The organism is Coprococcus sp. OM06-34AC (assembly GCF_003462545.1).
In the GTDB taxonomy this organism is placed as follows: Bacteria; Bacillota; Clostridia; order Lachnospirales; family Lachnospiraceae; genus Coprococcus; species Coprococcus aceti.
Genome location: NZ_QTZF01000006.1, coordinates 97760 through 114118, shown reverse-complemented (window position 1 = coordinate 114118; position 16359 = coordinate 97760). Strand labels below are relative to the sequence as shown.

General features: G+C 46.7%; 16 protein-coding genes. 15 read left to right on the top strand and 1 reads right to left on the bottom strand.

All coding sequences use genetic code 11. The annotated features are described in order from the left end of the window. Positions 1-334: 334 nt before the first annotated feature. Positions 335-1105, bottom strand: coding sequence for an N-acetylmuramoyl-L-alanine amidase (locus tag DXB91_RS10885; protein ID WP_022217526.1), 771 nt, complete (start codon positions 1103-1105; stop codon positions 335-337). Positions 1106-1281: 176 nt separating this feature from the next. On the opposite strand from DXB91_RS10885, the gene DXB91_RS10880 reads away from it, so the two are divergent. The 15 genes from DXB91_RS10880 (at position 1282) to DXB91_RS10810 (ending at position 16332) form a co-directional block, all read left to right on the top strand. Next, positions 1282-2334, top strand: coding sequence for an L-threonylcarbamoyladenylate synthase (locus tag DXB91_RS10880; protein ID WP_022217527.1), 1053 nt, complete (start codon positions 1282-1284; stop codon positions 2332-2334). A 42-nt stretch (positions 2335-2376) separates the two neighbouring features. Then, complete coding sequence (gene rpiB / locus DXB91_RS10875) at positions 2377-2802, top strand: ribose 5-phosphate isomerase B (RefSeq protein ID WP_015534276.1); 426 nt, start codon at positions 2377-2379, stop codon at positions 2800-2802. Positions 2803-3181: 379 nt separating this feature from the next. Beyond that, entirely contained in the window at positions 3182-3493 is a 312-nt protein-coding gene (locus tag DXB91_RS10870; RefSeq protein WP_118017964.1) for a Vacuolar (H+)-ATPase G subunit, read from the top strand. A 37-nt stretch (positions 3494-3530) separates the two neighbouring features. Continuing rightward, the gene (locus DXB91_RS10865; RefSeq protein WP_118017961.1) at positions 3531-5558 is read left to right on the top strand and encodes a V-type ATP synthase subunit I; all 2028 of its coding nucleotides are present in this window, start codon (positions 3531-3533) and stop codon (positions 5556-5558) included. A 28-nt stretch (positions 5559-5586) separates the two neighbouring features. Further along, positions 5587-6060 (top strand): V-type ATP synthase subunit K, encoded by a 474-nt coding sequence (locus DXB91_RS10860; protein ID WP_004850778.1) that lies wholly within the window; start codon positions 5587-5589, stop codon positions 6058-6060. 24 nt (positions 6061-6084) lie between these two features. Further along, positions 6085-6687, top strand: a complete 603-nt coding sequence (locus DXB91_RS10855) for a V-type ATP synthase subunit E (RefSeq protein ID WP_022217530.1) — start codon at positions 6085-6087, stop codon at positions 6685-6687. 14 nt (positions 6688-6701) lie between these two features. Then, entirely contained in the window at positions 6702-7673 is a 972-nt protein-coding gene (locus DXB91_RS10850; RefSeq protein ID WP_022217531.1) for a V0D/AC39 family V-type ATPase subunit, read from the top strand. Next, positions 7666-7986, top strand: coding sequence for a V-type ATP synthase subunit F (locus DXB91_RS10845; protein ID WP_022217532.1), 321 nt, complete (start codon positions 7666-7668; stop codon positions 7984-7986). Before DXB91_RS10850 ends, DXB91_RS10845 begins: the two co-directional genes overlap by 8 nt. 269 nt (positions 7987-8255) lie before the next feature. Continuing rightward, positions 8256-10019, top strand: a complete 1764-nt coding sequence (locus DXB91_RS10840; protein WP_022217533.1) for a V-type ATP synthase subunit A — start codon at positions 8256-8258, stop codon at positions 10017-10019. Between the two features lie 4 nt (positions 10020-10023). Further along, entirely contained in the window at positions 10024-11394 is a 1371-nt protein-coding gene (locus DXB91_RS10835) for a V-type ATP synthase subunit B (RefSeq protein ID WP_004850771.1), read from the top strand. 279 nt (positions 11395-11673) lie between these two features. Continuing rightward, positions 11674-12348 (top strand): V-type ATP synthase subunit D, encoded by a 675-nt coding sequence (locus DXB91_RS10830; RefSeq protein ID WP_004850770.1) that lies wholly within the window; start codon positions 11674-11676, stop codon positions 12346-12348. Between the two features lie 82 nt (positions 12349-12430). Then, positions 12431-12604, top strand: a complete 174-nt coding sequence (locus tag DXB91_RS10825; protein WP_227135321.1) for a hypothetical protein — start codon at positions 12431-12433, stop codon at positions 12602-12604. 22 nt (positions 12605-12626) lie between these two features. Next, positions 12627-14084 (top strand): glycoside hydrolase family 32 protein, encoded by a 1458-nt coding sequence (locus DXB91_RS10820; protein WP_118017959.1) that lies wholly within the window; start codon positions 12627-12629, stop codon positions 14082-14084. Positions 14085-14398: 314 nt separating this feature from the next. Next, positions 14399-15181, top strand: coding sequence for a TraX family protein (locus tag DXB91_RS10815; RefSeq protein ID WP_117875099.1), 783 nt, complete (start codon positions 14399-14401; stop codon positions 15179-15181). Further along, positions 15178-16332, top strand: coding sequence for a M20 metallopeptidase family protein (locus tag DXB91_RS10810; protein ID WP_117875101.1), 1155 nt, complete (start codon positions 15178-15180; stop codon positions 16330-16332). Before DXB91_RS10815 ends, DXB91_RS10810 begins: the two co-directional genes overlap by 4 nt. Positions 16333-16359: the final 27 nt, after the last annotated feature.

Here is a 16359-nt window from a genome sequence, read left to right as displayed (position 1 = left end):
GGGACGTGCTCAGGATATTTAGATGAGCTCATTTCTTTATTTTTCTACAAATTCTGTCTGATTCTTATCGTCTCAGATACAATTCCCAGAGATAGTGATATGACAGTGCTCACACATTTCCATAACTGACACATGGCACATAAAAGGAGAATAATACATCACAACACATCTGTCTTTACATTGCATGGCAGGGATGGAAAAATAAACTATTTGGGGGTGATGCCTATAGGGGGTTAAAAGGCAGCAGTAGCATATAGAACATAATTATATGCACAGAATTACACTTAACATCTATTTGGGGGGCTCTGCCGCTGTCACAGCAGAGCTCCTGGTTTTATTTGGCGTGCTGTTCATGCCATGTACAGACTGCATTGCAGATGGCGTTTGCTAGGGCGGTCTGGTATTCATCATTGCACAGATCGGAACATTCCTTTGTGTTGCTCAGAAAGCCGCACTCAACGATGACGGCGGTGCATGGACTTTCCCGCAAAACAAGGTATTCGGAATTGCCCTTTGCCGCCCGTGTGTTGGATGGATCGGCTTCGGAGATGAGATGCTCCTGGATGCACTCCGCCAAGGCTTTACCACCGGAGGAAGTGGAGTAATAAAATACCTGCGCTCCGTGGACATACTCGGCTGAATAGCTGTTCTGGTGGATGCTGATGTAGAGATCAGCGTTTACATTTGTGGCGAGGTTGGTGCGGGCTTTCAGATCTGAAGTCTTCTTGCTGGATGCATTTTCACTGTTCAGGGACTTGTCGGAGTCTCTGGTCAGATACACGGAAAATCCCTGATCCGTAAGTGCCGATGCCAGTTTTGAGGCGATGGCCAGATTTATATCCTTTTCCATGATCCCATCCGGGCTGACCTTACCCGGGTCAAATCCGCCGTGTCCCGGATCGATGAGGATCGTAAATGATTTGGCCGCATCTGTGGTGTCCAAACCTTCGGTGGATGTGTGCTCATTTCCTGTATTGGTGGAAGTATCCTGCCCGGCTGTATGGTCTGCGGGACGGACTATAAATATGTAGCAGAGGATTGGAGGAAGTATTACTGCAAATATTATGGCAAATACAAGTATGTATAATTTGGTGGAAGTACGCATCGGTGATACCCGGGAAGTGTAATTACTATTTTATATGACGGCGGCGGACGTTATATGATATATGTTACCCAAATATAGCCTAAACATTTGACACACATGCAGTGCTGGGCTAAAATATGGGCGTATATGCAATAATATAGAAGCGATAACAATTTATTATAGAAGAAGGTAAAGTGATGAACACTATAATTGCAAAAGCAGGAGTGGATGACGACCGCATGTATGAGCAGGCGGCGGAGATACTTAAGAGAGGTGGTCTTGTAGCATTTCCGACAGAGACAGTGTATGGCCTTGGAGGAGACGCGCTGAATCCGGATGCGTCACATCGGATATATGCGGCAAAGGGCCGGCCATCGGACAATCCGCTCATAGTCCATATAGCAGAGACATCAAGCGTGTATGAACTGGCGGAGACAGTGAGTGACGACACGAAGAAGCTCATGGAAGCATTCTGGCCGGGACCACTCACCATCATACTCAACAAGAAAGAGGTCGTTCCGCACACGACCACTGGCGGACTTGATACGGTTGCCATCAGGATGCCATCGCATCCGGTTGCCATGAGGCTCATAAAGGATTCGGGAGTGTATATCGCAGCTCCAAGTGCCAATCTGTCCGGACGACCATCCCCGACCACTGCGCAGCATGTGCAGCAGGATATGGACGGCAGGATAGATATGATCATCGACGGCGGGGCAGTCGGAATCGGTATAGAGTCGACGATAGTGGACATGACCGGAGACAGACCGACTATATTGCGGCCTGGATATATCACTCCGGAGATGATAAGGGATATCGTTGGCGATGTGACTATAGATCCGGCGATAACAGGTATGAACAATGCTCTGAGACCTAAGGCTCCGGGGATGAAGTACACACACTATGCTCCAAAGGGAGAACTCAGCATAGTAGAGGGCGATAGACTGGCTGCGGCTGAGAAGATAAGAAGTCTTGTTGCGGAGAAAAAGGCGCAGGGATACAAGACTGCGGTACTGTGTGACACTGACAATGTCAGTCTTTATGATGACGGAGTATGCGAGAACGTATACGATGCCGGAAGCAAGAAGAACGAGATAACTGTGTCTGCCGGACTGTACAGTCTGCTCAGAACCTGTGATGACATAGGTGCACAGTATATATACAGCGAGTCATTTGAGGAGGGGGACATGGGCTACGCCATCATGAACCGTCTCATCAAGGCTGCAGGACACAGGATAATAAGCTGTTAGTTAATTTCGAAAAAAATATTATATAAAAAGGAGAATCAGAACATGATAGCACTTGGATGTGACCACGGCGGATATGAGCTTATGCAGGAGGTTATAAAGCATCTTGAGGAGAGAGGCCTTGAGTACAAGAACTTTGGCTGTTACAGCACAGAGTCAGTTGACTACCCGGTATATGGACAGGCAGCAGCAAAGGCAGTAGCCTCAGGTGAGTGTGATAAGGGAATCATCATCTGCGGAACAGGAATAGGAATATCGATCTCAGCGAATAAGATAAAGGGAATCAGAGCTGCACTCTGCCACGACTGCTTCTCGGCACAGGCGACAAGAGAGCACAACGATGCAAATATGCTGGCTATGGGTGCCAGAGTCATAGGACCTGGACTTGCACTTAAGATAGTCGACATATTCCTCGACACACCATTCTCAAATGATGAGCGTCACGTAAGAAGAATCGGAATGATTGAGTAGTATCATAAGTTATGCCGTAAGGGGGACCCCGTTCATACTCAAAAAAGAATCCCATGACAGTATGGTCAAGACTGTCATGGGATCTTTTTTTATACGGTTTTCGTCAAACTGCATCATTTGTTCGACATATAACCGCGTTAAAAGGAAGAAAAATGATTAATGGATAAACATAAGTATTATCAACATAGTCACATTGTACATTAACAATAAAAAAATATCAAGGGGGTTGTACAAACTTTACAAAATGTTTATTTACAATATAGCCAACTCATTATAAAATAATATTACTTGAGTTTTGACATAATAATCTAAAGTGATGCTTTGATGAAGTGTTTATGGAATTGAGTCTACTCATAAATTTTTATAAGGGAGGAATGTTATGCTGCAGGAGACTATGAAGAAGATAACCGATGCAGAGTCTGAAGCTGACGAGATCATTCGCAAGGCCAAGGAAGAAGCCGACTATACAGTAGCTGCTGCAAAGAAGGAGGCTGCGGATATGATCGCGGCCGCAGGATCAGCTTCGAGAGAAAGCATGAAGAGTGCCGAGGGAGCCGGCAGATCTGAGGAGGAGAAGCTCACGGTGAAGGCGATGGATATTGCCACCGCTGAGATCGCACATCTCAGGGAACGTGCAGCGTCCATGGAAGGCGAGGTTACTTCCATGATCATCACAGAGCTGGTGGGATGAAAAGCCCTGCAGGCATTTTAAGAAAGGGGGTAAATGTATGGCGGTACTTCCTATGAAGAAGATTGAGATCTGTGCCATGAAGAGGGACAGAAAAGCAATTCTTGAGAAGCTCCAGTCGCTGGGAATGGTTGAGATACAGACTGATAACGAAGAGACTGATGACTTCAGGAAGATGAGTACCACAAGCCAGAGAGCAAAGTACGAGAAGAGAGTACAGAATACAGATGAAGCCTTACAGATAATTGATAAATATGCTCCGGAGGAGAAATCCATATTTGCCAGCCTGGAAGGACGGCAGGAGGCGTCGGAGGCTGACATTCAGGAGATCATAGCTGGAAGATGGGATTATAACCGTAAGGTTAAAAAGATCCAGGAGATCAGCAAGGACATAGCAGGCTGTGAGGCGGGAATAGTCAAATGTCAGGTGGCTATAGACGGATTGGCGCCGTGGCTGAATATGGACATACCGATCAATACCACAGGGACCGAGAAGACGGATGTGATGATTGGAACTATGCCACCGGGGCTCACGGAGACGGATATTCAGGGGTATATAAGCTCTGCGGAACCGGAGATAGCGGGATACACAGTCACTGTTGTAGGATCTGATAAGGACCAGACTTGTATGGTGGCAATAGCCATTAAAACTGTATCACAGAGGGTGGAGGAGATATTGAGATCCCATGGATTTACAAGAATTTCGTATTTCTCCAAAAGGACACCTGAACAGAAGACGGATAAGTACAGGGCGGATATAAGGGAGTTCGAACAGTGGATAGAGGACAAGAAGAATGAACTAGTATCCATGGCTGATGACAGAGACAAGCTGAGACTTCTGGCTGACTATTACCGCATAAGGGCGGATAAATATAAGGTCCTTGGAGGCCTTCTCCAGTCAAAGAGCACATTTGTCATATCGGGATATGTGCTGGAGAGAGATGCAGACAGGGTAGTGGCTGTACTCAATGAGAATTTCAGCCTGATGGCTGATGTATATGATGTTCCGGAGGATGAAGCGGCACCTATACAGCTTCAGAATCCGAAGATGTTCGCATCGGCGGAGGGCGTACTGGAGTCATTTGGACTTCCGGGAAAAGGTGAGATGGATCCAACCACACCGATGGCGATATTCTATATATTCCTGTTCGGACTCATGTTGTCCGATGCGGCGTATGGACTCATCATATTCCTGGCATGTTTTATTTTGATCAGGAAATTCCCGAAGATGGAGAACGGACTTCAAAAGTCCCTGCGTCTGTTCATGTACTGTGGTATATCCACACTGATATGGGGAATATTATTTGGCGGTTTTTTCGGAGACCTGATAACGGTGGTATCGAGGACGTTTTTCCACCACGAGGTGACGTTCAAGCCGGTATGGTTTGCACCGCTGGATGACCCGATGAAGCTTTTGTTATTCTCTTTGCTGTTCGGACTTATACATTTGTTCGGCGGACTGGCACTCAAGGGATATATGTGTCTGAAGAAGGGAGATGCGAAGTCATTCATATGCGACGTGCTGTCGTGGTTCATGCTCATCACAGGACTTGTGCTGATGCTCATGCCGACGGAGCTGTTCGCATCCATAGCACAGATGCAGTTCAATTTCCCTGGCTGGCTTAAGAATACAAGCTACGGACTGGCGATTGTGGGAGCTGCGATCATCGTGCTCATGTCGGGAAGAGACCACAAGAATCCGGTGCTCAGGTTTGCGCTTGGGCTGTATGACATATACAACCTGACAGGCTGGCTGTCAGATCTGCTGTCGTACTCAAGGCTTCTTGCTCTGGGACTTGCGACGGGAGTTATAGCACAGGTAATAAACCAGATGGGAAGCATGGCTGGCGATGGAATATTCGGAGCCATAGTGTTCATCATCGTATTTATAGTAGGACATCTGTTCAACCTTGCGATCAACATGCTGGGAGCATACGTGCACACATGCCGTCTCCAGTATGTAGAGTTCTTCGGCAAATTCTACGAGGGCGGCGGCAATCCATTCAGGCCGTTCAGAGAGAATACGAAGTACGTTGATATAGTAAGTGGTACAGAAACACAGAAATAAGAAACCAATTTTAGGAGGAGAAAATATTATGACAATGGGAACGGTTTTGGCATTAGTGGGAGCTGCGCTTGCAGTAATTCTTGCAGGCATGGGATCTGCATATGGAGTAGGAGTTGCTGGTCAGGCGGCAGCAGGTGTAGTAAGTGAGGATCCAAGCAAATTTGCAAAAGTTCTTATCATCCAGCTTCTTCCGGGTACACAGGGTATCTACGGACTTCTTGTTGGATTCATAGCATTGTCCAACATAGGAATCCTTTCAGGAACACCGAAGGAGCTCACAGTAGCACAGGGACTTATGATGCTTGCAGCATGTCTTCCAATAGCGGTAGTTGGTCTTGTATCAGCAATGCACCAGGGCAAGACAGCAGTTGCAGCAGTTGGAATAGTTGTAAAGAAGCCTGATCAGTTTGGTAAGGCGATGCTTTTCCCAGCCATGGTTGAGACATATGCGATCCTTGCACTTCTGGTATCAATTCTTGCGGTAAATGGAATCAAATTATAACTTTTTGTAAGGAGGATGTACTTTATGACGGGATTGGAAACAATCGTAGAACAGATCCTTCAGGAAGCGCAGAAGGAAGCTGAAGAGATCAAAGCTCAGGCTGCCAGAAACGCGGATTCCATCATTGCAAATGCCAAAAAGACTGTGGATAAGATGAATGAGGAGACCAGAGAGAAGGTTGCCCAGGCAGAAAAGTCCGGATCATTCAGGGCAAAGTCCTCATCAGAACTTAAGAAGAGACAGGCGATACTTGCGGCAAAGCAGTCCATAATTGGGAATATGCTGGATAAGGCATATGACGCAATGGTGGCGCTCCCGGATGAGGAGTATTTCCAGGTGATCGTCAAATGTCTGGAGAAGTCGGTACAGCCGAAAAGCGGAGAGATATGTTTTTCCGGGAAAGACAGAAAACGACTTACACCACAGACTGAGAAGCAGATAGAGCAGATAGCTGCAGCTCATGGAGGAAGCCTTAAGGTGTCCAATGGGAACTGTGATATAGATGGAGGATTTATCCTGATCTACGGAGGAATCGAGGAAAACTGTTCATTCAGAGCAATGCTGGACGCGAACAGAGAACATTTGGCAGACAAGGTAAATGAATTATTATTTGTTGATAACAGATAGCTGGAGGTAGGCAGATGGCAGACAAATATATATATGCAGTTGCCAGGATCAGGGCACTTGAGATGACGCTTATGAGTCAGGCAGTCATAGAACAGCTCGTGGCCACGGATTCCTACAAGAAGGCGGTTCAGTTCATCATAGAGAAGGGCTGGGGCGATAGTGATAAAGCCAGTATGGATGAAAATGACATACTTAGGGCGGAGACTGACAAGACGTGGGCTGCTGTGGCTGAGATGGTGGATGATATGTCCGTGTTCGATGTCATAAGACTTCCAGATTTGTATCACAACCTCAAGGCGGCGATCAAGACTGTGGTTGCCGGGGAGACTCCTGCCCATGTGTTCTTCGACAATGCCGAGATAGACGGTCAGAAGATGCTGTCCATCGTAAGTGACAAGGCGTGGGACAGACTTCCAGAACACATGAGAGACTGCGCGAGGGAGGCTTGGGACTGTATGGCACAGGCTGGAGATGGACAGATGTGCGATGCTGTGATAGACCGAGGGACACTGCTGGCAATCATGCAGGCTGCAAAGAAGGCAGATGACAGCCTGCTCAGGGATTATGCAGAGACGACGGTGGCTGTTGCAGATATCAAGATAGCGGTGAGATCCATGAAGACAGGCAAAAACAAGGATTTCATGAAGAGAGCCATGGCGGAGTGCAACACTCTGGATATTGACAGGCTGGCGACGGCTGCGGTGGCTGGCATGGAGGAGATAGAGAGATACCTTGCGGATACAGCATACGCTGGTGGGGCAGAGGCACTTTCTGAGTCGGCATCGGCATTTGAGAGATGGTGTGACAACCGTATTATAGAAACGATAAAGCCTCAGAAGTACAACCCATTTACGGTGGGACCGATAGTGGCGTACATTCTGGCGAGGCTCAACGAGATAAAGACAGTCAGGATCATATTGACATGCAAGCTGAACCAGCTTCCGGAGGAGGCTATCAGGGAAAGGGTAAGGGAGATGTATGTATAAGATAGCTGTTATGGGCGATTATGACAGTATATACGGATTTGCAACTCTGGGCCTGGATACATTCCCTGTAGATAATCTGGATTATGGGGTCACGTTGCTGAAAAGGCTGGCGGAGGACAATTATGCAGTCATATATATGACCGAGGCACTGGCTTCGGATCTCAATAAAGAGATAGACAGATACAGAGAGGTTATGAAGCCTGCGATCATTCTCATACCGGGGATATCTGGCAATACAGGGGCCGGAATAGCGGGAGTAAAGAAATCCGTTGAGCAGGCTGTAGGCTCGGATATTTTATTTAATGAAGAATGATTAGAAAATAATGGTGAAACGAGCGGATATAGGTAATTGCGAAATCGGTATAATTCGATTTTGATAGAGGCGTTTAGTATTATCAAATCAGGGGAATACGAAGCCGCCGGTCCTTAGATGGCGCGTCAGCGGCATCCTAGTACCGCTGCAGGCTGAGTTAAGCGGAAGCGACCACTGATTGATATACTAAACTGCCTCAATCATATCGGAAAGAGGATTCGCAATTATCTATGGAGCGAGTGAGTATAGAAGGGAGCGTGAGCTGTTAAGTGGCTACAGGAAAGATTAAGAAGGTCGCCGGACCACTGGTCATCGCTGAGGGCATGCGTGATGCAAATATGTACGACGTGGTGCGTGTAAGTGAGAGCAGACTTATCGGCGAGATCATAGAGATGCATGGAGATCAGGCATCAGTTCAGGTATACGAGGAGACATCAGGACTTGCACCGGGAGCACCGGTGGAGTCAACGGGAATGCCTCTGTCGGTTGAGCTGGGACCGGGACTTATAAGCAGTATATACGATGGAATCCAGAGACCGCTGGATGATATCATGAAGATATGTGGTAACAACCTGAAGCGAGGAGTTGAAGTCCCATCGCTGAAGAGAGATATCAAGTGGACATTTGTGCCGACTGCCAAGGTGGGTGATAAAGTGTCGGCAGGCGATGTGATAGGAACAGTTCAGGAGACTGTGGTCGTCACACAGAAGATCATGGTGCCTTATGGTGTGACAGGAACCATCAAAGAGATAAAGGCAGGAGAATTCACAGTTGAGGAGACTGTGTGTGTGGTTGAGACAGACAAGGGTGACAGGGAGCTGACACTCATGCAGAAGTGGCCGGTTCGTAAGGGCCGTCCATATCAGGAAAAGATACCACCGATCATGCCACTTATCACAGGACAGAGAGTTGTAGATACATTCTTCCCTATAGCAAAGGGAGGAGTGGCTGCGGTTCCCGGACCTTTCGGAAGCGGCAAAACAGTTATCCAGCATCAGCTTGCAAAGTGGGCTGAGGCGGATATCGTTGTCTACATCGGATGCGGAGAGCGTGGAAATGAGATGACAGATGTTCTGAACGAGTTCCCAGAGCTGAAGGATCCGAAGACCGGACATTCACTCATGCAGAGAACAGTCCTCATAGCCAACACATCGGATATGCCGGTTGCGGCCAGAGAGGCATCTATATATACGGGTATAACTATAGCTGAGTATTTCCGTGATATGGGTTACTCGGTGGCACTCATGGCGGATTCCACATCGCGTTGGGCTGAGGCGCTCAGAGAGATGTCAGGACGTCTGCAGGAGATGCCTGGTGAGGAGGGTTACCCTGCTTACCTCGGTTCAAGACTTGCACAGTTCTACGAGAGAGCCGGAATGGTCAAGACTCTCGGCAGCGAGGGAAGAACCGGTGCACTGTCGGTTATCGGTGCGGTTTCTCCTCCGGGTGGTGATATTTCCGAGCCGGTTTCACAGGCAACACTTCGAATCGTCAAGGTATTCTGGGGACTGGATTCATCGCTTGCGTACAAGAGACATTTCCCTGCCATCAACTGGCTGACCTCATACTCTCTGTATGTGGACAATATGGGCAAATGGTTCGAGGAAAATGTAAATGAAAAGTTCATGGTCGACAGACAGAAGATGATGACCCTGCTTCAGGAGGAGGCAGAGCTCGATGAGATCGTTAAGATGGTAGGTATGGATGCCCTTTCAGCGGGAGACCGACTGAAGATGGAGGCGGCGAGATCCATCAGAGAGGATTTTCTTCACCAGAACTCATTCCATGATGTGGACACATACACACCGCTTCACAAGCAGTTTCTGATGATGGAGCTCATCATGGCATTTTATGAGGAGTCAGCGCAGGCACTGGCCGGTGGAGCAAGCATAAGAAATATTCTGAACATGCCGATCAGAGAAAAGATCGGACGATTCAAATATGTGCTTCCTGAGAATGTGGATGAAGAGTACGAGAAGATATCCAGGGAGCTTGACAAGGAGCTTCAGGAAGCTATAGAGAAGGAGGACTAAGACTATGCCAAAGGAATATAGAACTATACAGGAAGTTGCGGGTCCTCTGATGCTGGTGCACGGAGTTGAGAATGTAGCTTATGATGAGCTGGGTGAGATTGAGCTGGCGGACGGCGAGATCAGACGATGCAAGGTCCTTGAGATAAATGGCGAGGACGCCCTGGTACAGCTCTTTGAGAATTCGACAGGTATCAACCTTTCAAACAGCAAAGTAAGATTCCTTGGAAGGAGTATGGAGCTCGGCGTATCAGAAGATATGCTTGGCCGTGTATTTGACGGACTTGGAAGACCTATAGATGGCGGCCCTGAGATACTTCCTGATGAGAGAAGAGATATCAATGGTCTGCCGATGAATCCGGCTGCCAGGAACTATCCGTCTGAGTTCATTCAGACAGGTATATCAGCCATAGACGGACTGAACACACTGGTAAGAGGACAGAAGCTGCCGATATTCTCGGCTTCAGGACTTCCGCATAGCCAGCTTGCAGCACAGATAGCAAGACAGGCAAAGGTGCGCGGAACAGATGAGCCATTCGCCGTCGTATTTGCAGCCATGGGTATCACATTTGAGGAGGCAAACTTCTTCACAGAGAGCTTCAAGGAGACTGGTGCCATAGACAGAACAGTCCTCTTCATCAACCTGGCAAATGATCCTGCGGTTGAGCGTATCGCCACACCTAGAATGGCACTTACCGCCGCTGAGTATCTTGCATTTGAGAAGAACATGCACGTTCTGGTAATCCTCACGGATATCACGAACTATGCGGATGCACTTCGTGAGGTATCAGCCGCAAGAAAAGAGGTTCCGGGACGCCGTGGTTATCCTGGATACATGTACACTGACCTGGCAACTCTGTATGAGAGAGCCGGAAGACAGAAGGGTAAGAATGGAAGTATAACCATGATACCGATCCTGACCATGCCTGAGGATGACAAGACTCATCCTATACCAGACCTTACGGGATATATCACAGAGGGACAGATTATTCTCTCAAGAGAGCTGTACAGAAAGGGAGTCACACCGCCTATCGATGTACTTCCATCACTGTCCAGACTTAAGGATAAGGGAACCGGTGAGGGCAAGACCAGAGGAGATCATGCCAGCACCATGAACCAGTTATTTGCAGCTTATTCAAGAGGAAAGGATGCCAAGGAGCTCATGACTATCCTGGGTGAGTCGGCACTTTCGGATATAGATATCATATATGCAAAGTTTGCAGAGGCATTTGAGAAGGAGTATGTATCCCAGGGGTACGGCACCGACAGAAGTATTGAGGAGACACTTGCCATAGGCTGGAAGCTTCTCTCCATTCTTCCTAGAGCCGAGCTGAAACGTATCGACGACAAGTGGCTTGACATGTATTACGGAAAGTAGTGGGTAGGCAATTTTGAAAGATGTAGATTGTGTTCGTCCCCCATTGCGGCATATATTGCCAATAGGGGGAGTTTGAGGTCGCCGGTCCTTAGGTGGCGCTTCAAGCGGCACCTTAGTACCGCTGCAGACCGAAATAAGCGGAAGCGACCCCCGGTTGGCAATATATGCCGCAATGGGGACACAATTAAATGTACGACATTCAAAATTGCCATATACACGTTGTCTTTGTAATACATGTCAAGTAGCTTGAAAATATATTTGGAAGAAAGGAGAAGATAGATGGCTAATGTTGTGGTTAATCCAACCAGAATGGAGCTGACAAGGCTTAAGAAGAAGCTGGTCACGGCATCCAGAGGCCATAAGCTCCTGAAAGATAAAAGAGATGAGCTGATGAGGCAGTTCCTTGACATGGCAAGAGAGAATATGGAACTGAGAAAGAAGGTTGAGGCTGGCATCAAAGCTGCCAACACAGGCTTTGTAATAGCGAAGGCGGGTATGAATGAGCAGACATTGAGTACGGCGCTCATGGCTCCGAAGCAGGAGGTGCGGATCGCCCTTGGCGACAGGAATGTAATGAGTGTTGATATTCCTGTGTACGACTATAAGACGAAAAGCGCAAATTCAAATGACATCTATTCGTATGGATTTGCATTTACATCTGGAGAGCTGGACGATGCAGTGAAGTCCCTTTCGGATATACTTCCTGATATGCTGAGATTGGCGGAGGTGGAGAAGTCTTGCCAGATGCTCGCAGCGGAGATAGAGAAGACCAGAAGGCGTGTAAATGCTCTTGAGCATGTTATCATCCCGGAGACTCGGGAGGGAATAAAGTATATAAGCATGAAGCTTGATGAGAATGAGCGAAGCACCCAGGTCAGACTTATGAAGGTCAAGGACATGATGCTGGAGGAGGCTCATCACTACAAAGAGCATCAGTTCGAGCATGCGCAGTAGACAGAATGATATTTAAACTTATAGGACAAAAGTTTTGATAAAAACCGCCCACACCTCAGATAAATAAAGGGGTGTGGGCGGTTTGATCTTCTTGTGGACGGGAAATGAAAATAATCTGTATTTCCAGTTTGCGGGAAGCAAGACTGTTGCAAGAGTATCAAAGTATGAGATAAGCCAGATAGGCGACAAGGTTTCGTTCGTATTCATGCCACATAAGCTGCACTTCTTTGACAGTACAACCGAAAAAACAATCTAATCAAACAGAAGGAGGTCACAGTATGTATACATGCCAGAAGGCAGATGAATATATAGAAAAGAACAGAGTAGACAGAGCAGACAAGCCGGAGTTCCATCTTACAACTCCGGTGGGCTGGTTAAACGACCCTAATGGATTTTCCATATATGGAGGAAAGGCACATTTGTTTTATCAGTTCCATCCATACAGCACGGAGTGGGGACCTATGCACTGGGGACATTCCACCTCAGATGATTTTATAAGATGGGAGGAGCTTCCAACAGCACTGGCACCTGACTCGGATTATGATGCATTTGGCTGCTTTTCAGGAACTGCAATAGAGAATGACGGGAAGCATGTATTGTTCTATACAGGAGTAGTTGAGGAAAAACTGGCTGGTGGAACTAAGAATGTTATACAAAACCAGTGTATGGCTGTAGGCGATGGAATTAGTTATGAAAAAATATCCAGCAATCCTGTTGTTGATGGGAAGATCATGCCGGAGGAATGCAGCCGTGCTGATTTCAGAGATCCGAAGGTCTGGAAGGATGCGGACGGTAGGTACTATATGCTGGCTGGAAACCGGACATATGATGGAATCCCTCAGGTTGTACTGTTCTCTTCAGATGATATGTACAACTGGAAATTTGAATCAGTATTTGCAAAGGATGAAACAGGCAGATTTGGCGCAGTGTGGGAGTGCCCAGACTATTTTGAGATGGATGGACATAAGGTGCTTATAGTATCCCCACAGGACATGTCAGCAGATGGAGAGTTTCACAATGGAAATAACGTGGTATTCTTCACAGGCGATGTGGATGAAGAGAAACATATTTTCAAGTATGAAAAAGCAGTATCTGTGGACAGTGGATTTGATTTTTATGCACCACAGACTATAAGAACACCTGATGGCCGAAGGGTGATGATTGGCTGGATGCAGTCTTGGGACAGCGTAAATACGCTGCCACGTGGACAGAAGTGGGCATGTATGATGTCAGTTCCAAGAGAACTAATGATCTCTGACGGCAAGCTGATTCAGACTCCGGTCAGAGAGCTTTGTGGATACAGGCAGAACAAGCTGGTAGTTAATGATACTTTGCGTGGTGAGAAGACATATGAAGGCATTAACGGCAGAGTTATCGATATGACAGTTGATATAAAGAAAGCTGAATGCGGACATTTTACAATGCACTTTGCAAAGAATGAGATTCATGAAACCAATGTCAGCTATACCCCGGGAGCACAAATGCTTGAGATAGACAGAACATTTGCGGGATGGATACGTGATACAAACTGTGTGCGCAAGGTCAAAATCAAGAATGGCAATGGACTTTCAAAAATGAGAATAGTGATGGATTGGAATTCCATAGAGATATTTGTAAATGATGGAGAACAAGTGCTGTCTACAGTTATATATACACCGCGCAATGCTCAGGCTATTGTATTTGAAACTGACGGATGTGTGGAACTTGAGGTGGAGAAATACGATCTGAACATATAGGTCATATGCTCTGATTGACACAGAGGGTGATCGAATACCAGCTTGCAAAGATTAGAAAAACATCTGATTTTGCAGACTGGTATTTTGTTTATTTATCCAGCAAATATGCTGACTACATGTAAATGCGCAATGTCATAAATTTAAGCGTATTGAAAAAAAGTTAAGCTCTGTTATTCAATGCAGTTATGTTATACTTATAGTGAAAACACAGTTGAAAAGTGTGGTAGTGCATCAGTGCGGGGGCCTAAAAACGACTACTGTACTTATTAGGACTAAAACATCAGTAAATGTTGGAAAAACAAAGGAGAAATTGCATGAAAGTTCATAATTATAAAATAGAAAATAACTTTGAGCAGGCAGAGGGTGCAACTTGTGAAACGTGCAGAAAAATAACATTGAACGGAATAGGTCTGCTTTCCGGAGCACAGCTTAAGTATATAGCGTTCATTTCAATGCTCATAGATCATACGAATAAGACATTGCTGTATCCGTATCTGGATGGTGGAATAATATCGGCTGTAAGTGATGTATTTGATGTCCTGGGGCGGATAGCTTTCCCGATATTCATATATATGTTGGTGGAAGGATATTTTCATACGAGAAACAAGTGGAAGTATCTTGGAATGCTGCTTATATTTGGCGTGATATCTGAGATCCCTTATGACATGTTCTCCAGTGGCGTATTCTTTGAATGGAATGCAAATAATATTATGTTTACATTGGCGATGGTGCTGGCAATGATATGGATCATTGATGTGCTGAGGAAAAAAATGGAGAAGCTTCCCAAGGCAGTATGGTTTATAGCAACGATACCGATAGTTGCCATAGTGTGTCTTATATCGATGAATCTTGCGGTTGATTATGACTACCACGCCATACTTATAGGATATTTCCTGTATATATTTCATGAAAAGTCCGCAATTGCAATACCGTTCTGCTACCTGGCGATGTTCAAGGAACCGTGGGCACTGTTGGGGTTTGGACTGACTTTGACATACAATGGCAAGCGCGGCAGGCAGAATAAGCTGGTGAATTACCTGTTCTATCCAGTGCATATGCTGATACTCGGTATTATAAGGATGTGTCTTGGGCTGTGATAGATGAGAAGGAGCACGGAGGCGTTATGGAAATTGACAAAGAGCTTATGACAAAGATATATGACCTCAGACGCAGGCTTCACAGCATTCCTGAGGCTTCGATGCATGAGATGCGGACTAAGGCGATGCTCATGTCGTTTCTCAGGGAGAATACTGACCTTGAGATCGTGGATAGAGGTGCTTGGTTTTATGCGGTGCTGAAATCTTCTTATGACATAATAGGGGATGAAGAAAGAACGCCGATCGCGTTCAGGGCAGACATGGATGCAGTGTGTGGGCAGGATGGAAAGCCGGGACATTACTGCGGGCATGATGGACATAGCAGTATATTATGTGGGGCTGCGGCCTGGTTGTCCCGTGCAAGCCAGAATCAGATAATTAACAGGGACGTCTATTTCATTTTCCAGCCAGGCGAGGAGATTGGTGCCGGGGCAAGGCTGTGCAGAGATCTTATAATTGAGAAGAATATAGGTGAGATTTACGGACTTCATAACATACCAGGATATCCGAGAAATCATGTGCTGACGATAGATGGAACATTTGCATGCGCATCAACGGGGCTTGAGATACATATGATAGGGACAGCCAGCCATGCGGCATATCCTGAGGCGGGAAAGAATCCGGGGCCTGCGCTTGCCAGGCTGCTGCTGGAGATAGAGAAGCTTACGGAGGAGTACAACCGCAGCAGGGGATTTGTCAGGATGACGCTCATCGGAATGGATATTGGAAGTGCCAATTACGGTGTGGCTGCATCAGAAGGAACGCTGCGCATGACGGTGAGGGCTGAGAGAGAAAAGGTATTTGCCGGGTATGTGGATGAGATAAAGCAGATTGCACAAAATACTGCGGACGATGGGGGCTTCACCCTTGATATACAGGAGATAGAGCGGTTCCCGGCAACGGAAAATCATGCTGTGAATGTGGACAAACTGAGAAAATGTGCTGCTGACCAGAATATTGTGGTTACAGAACTCGCTGAGCCGATGAGGTGGTCGGAGGACTTCGGATACTATCTGCAGGAGACAATGGGAGCATTCTTCGGCGTAGGCGATGGTGAGGATCATGCCCAGCTCCATACGGCGGGATTCGAGTTCCCGGATGAGATCATAGAGACAGCAGTTAAAATGTTTGTGGGGCTGGCATTGATGTAGTGCATGTAAGAGATAGTAAGTTATTTG

Coding starts and splice junctions, on each gene's coding strand:
- DXB91_RS10870 (WP_118017964.1), top strand. CDS start 3,182: ATGCTGCAGGAGACTATGAAGAAGATAACCGATGCAGAGTCTGAAGCT.
- DXB91_RS10830 (WP_004850770.1), top strand. CDS start 11,674: ATGGCTAATGTTGTGGTTAATCCAACCAGAATGGAGCTGACAAGGCTT.
- DXB91_RS10865 (WP_118017961.1), top strand. CDS start 3,531: ATGGCGGTACTTCCTATGAAGAAGATTGAGATCTGTGCCATGAAGAGG.
- DXB91_RS10820 (WP_118017959.1), top strand. CDS start 12,627: ATGTATACATGCCAGAAGGCAGATGAATATATAGAAAAGAACAGAGTA.
- DXB91_RS10850 (WP_022217531.1), top strand. CDS start 6,702: ATGGCAGACAAATATATATATGCAGTTGCCAGGATCAGGGCACTTGAG.
- rpiB (WP_015534276.1), top strand. CDS start 2,377: ATGATAGCACTTGGATGTGACCACGGCGGATATGAGCTTATGCAGGAG.
- DXB91_RS10845 (WP_022217532.1), top strand. CDS start 7,666: ATGTATAAGATAGCTGTTATGGGCGATTATGACAGTATATACGGATTT.
- DXB91_RS10885 (WP_022217526.1), bottom strand. CDS start 1,105: ATGCGTACTTCCACCAAATTATACATACTTGTATTTGCCATAATATTT.
- DXB91_RS10855 (WP_022217530.1), top strand. CDS start 6,085: ATGACGGGATTGGAAACAATCGTAGAACAGATCCTTCAGGAAGCGCAG.
- DXB91_RS10815 (WP_117875099.1), top strand. CDS start 14,399: ATGAAAGTTCATAATTATAAAATAGAAAATAACTTTGAGCAGGCAGAG.
- DXB91_RS10880 (WP_022217527.1), top strand. CDS start 1,282: ATGAACACTATAATTGCAAAAGCAGGAGTGGATGACGACCGCATGTAT.
- DXB91_RS10860 (WP_004850778.1), top strand. CDS start 5,587: ATGACAATGGGAACGGTTTTGGCATTAGTGGGAGCTGCGCTTGCAGTA.
- DXB91_RS10835 (WP_004850771.1), top strand. CDS start 10,024: ATGCCAAAGGAATATAGAACTATACAGGAAGTTGCGGGTCCTCTGATG.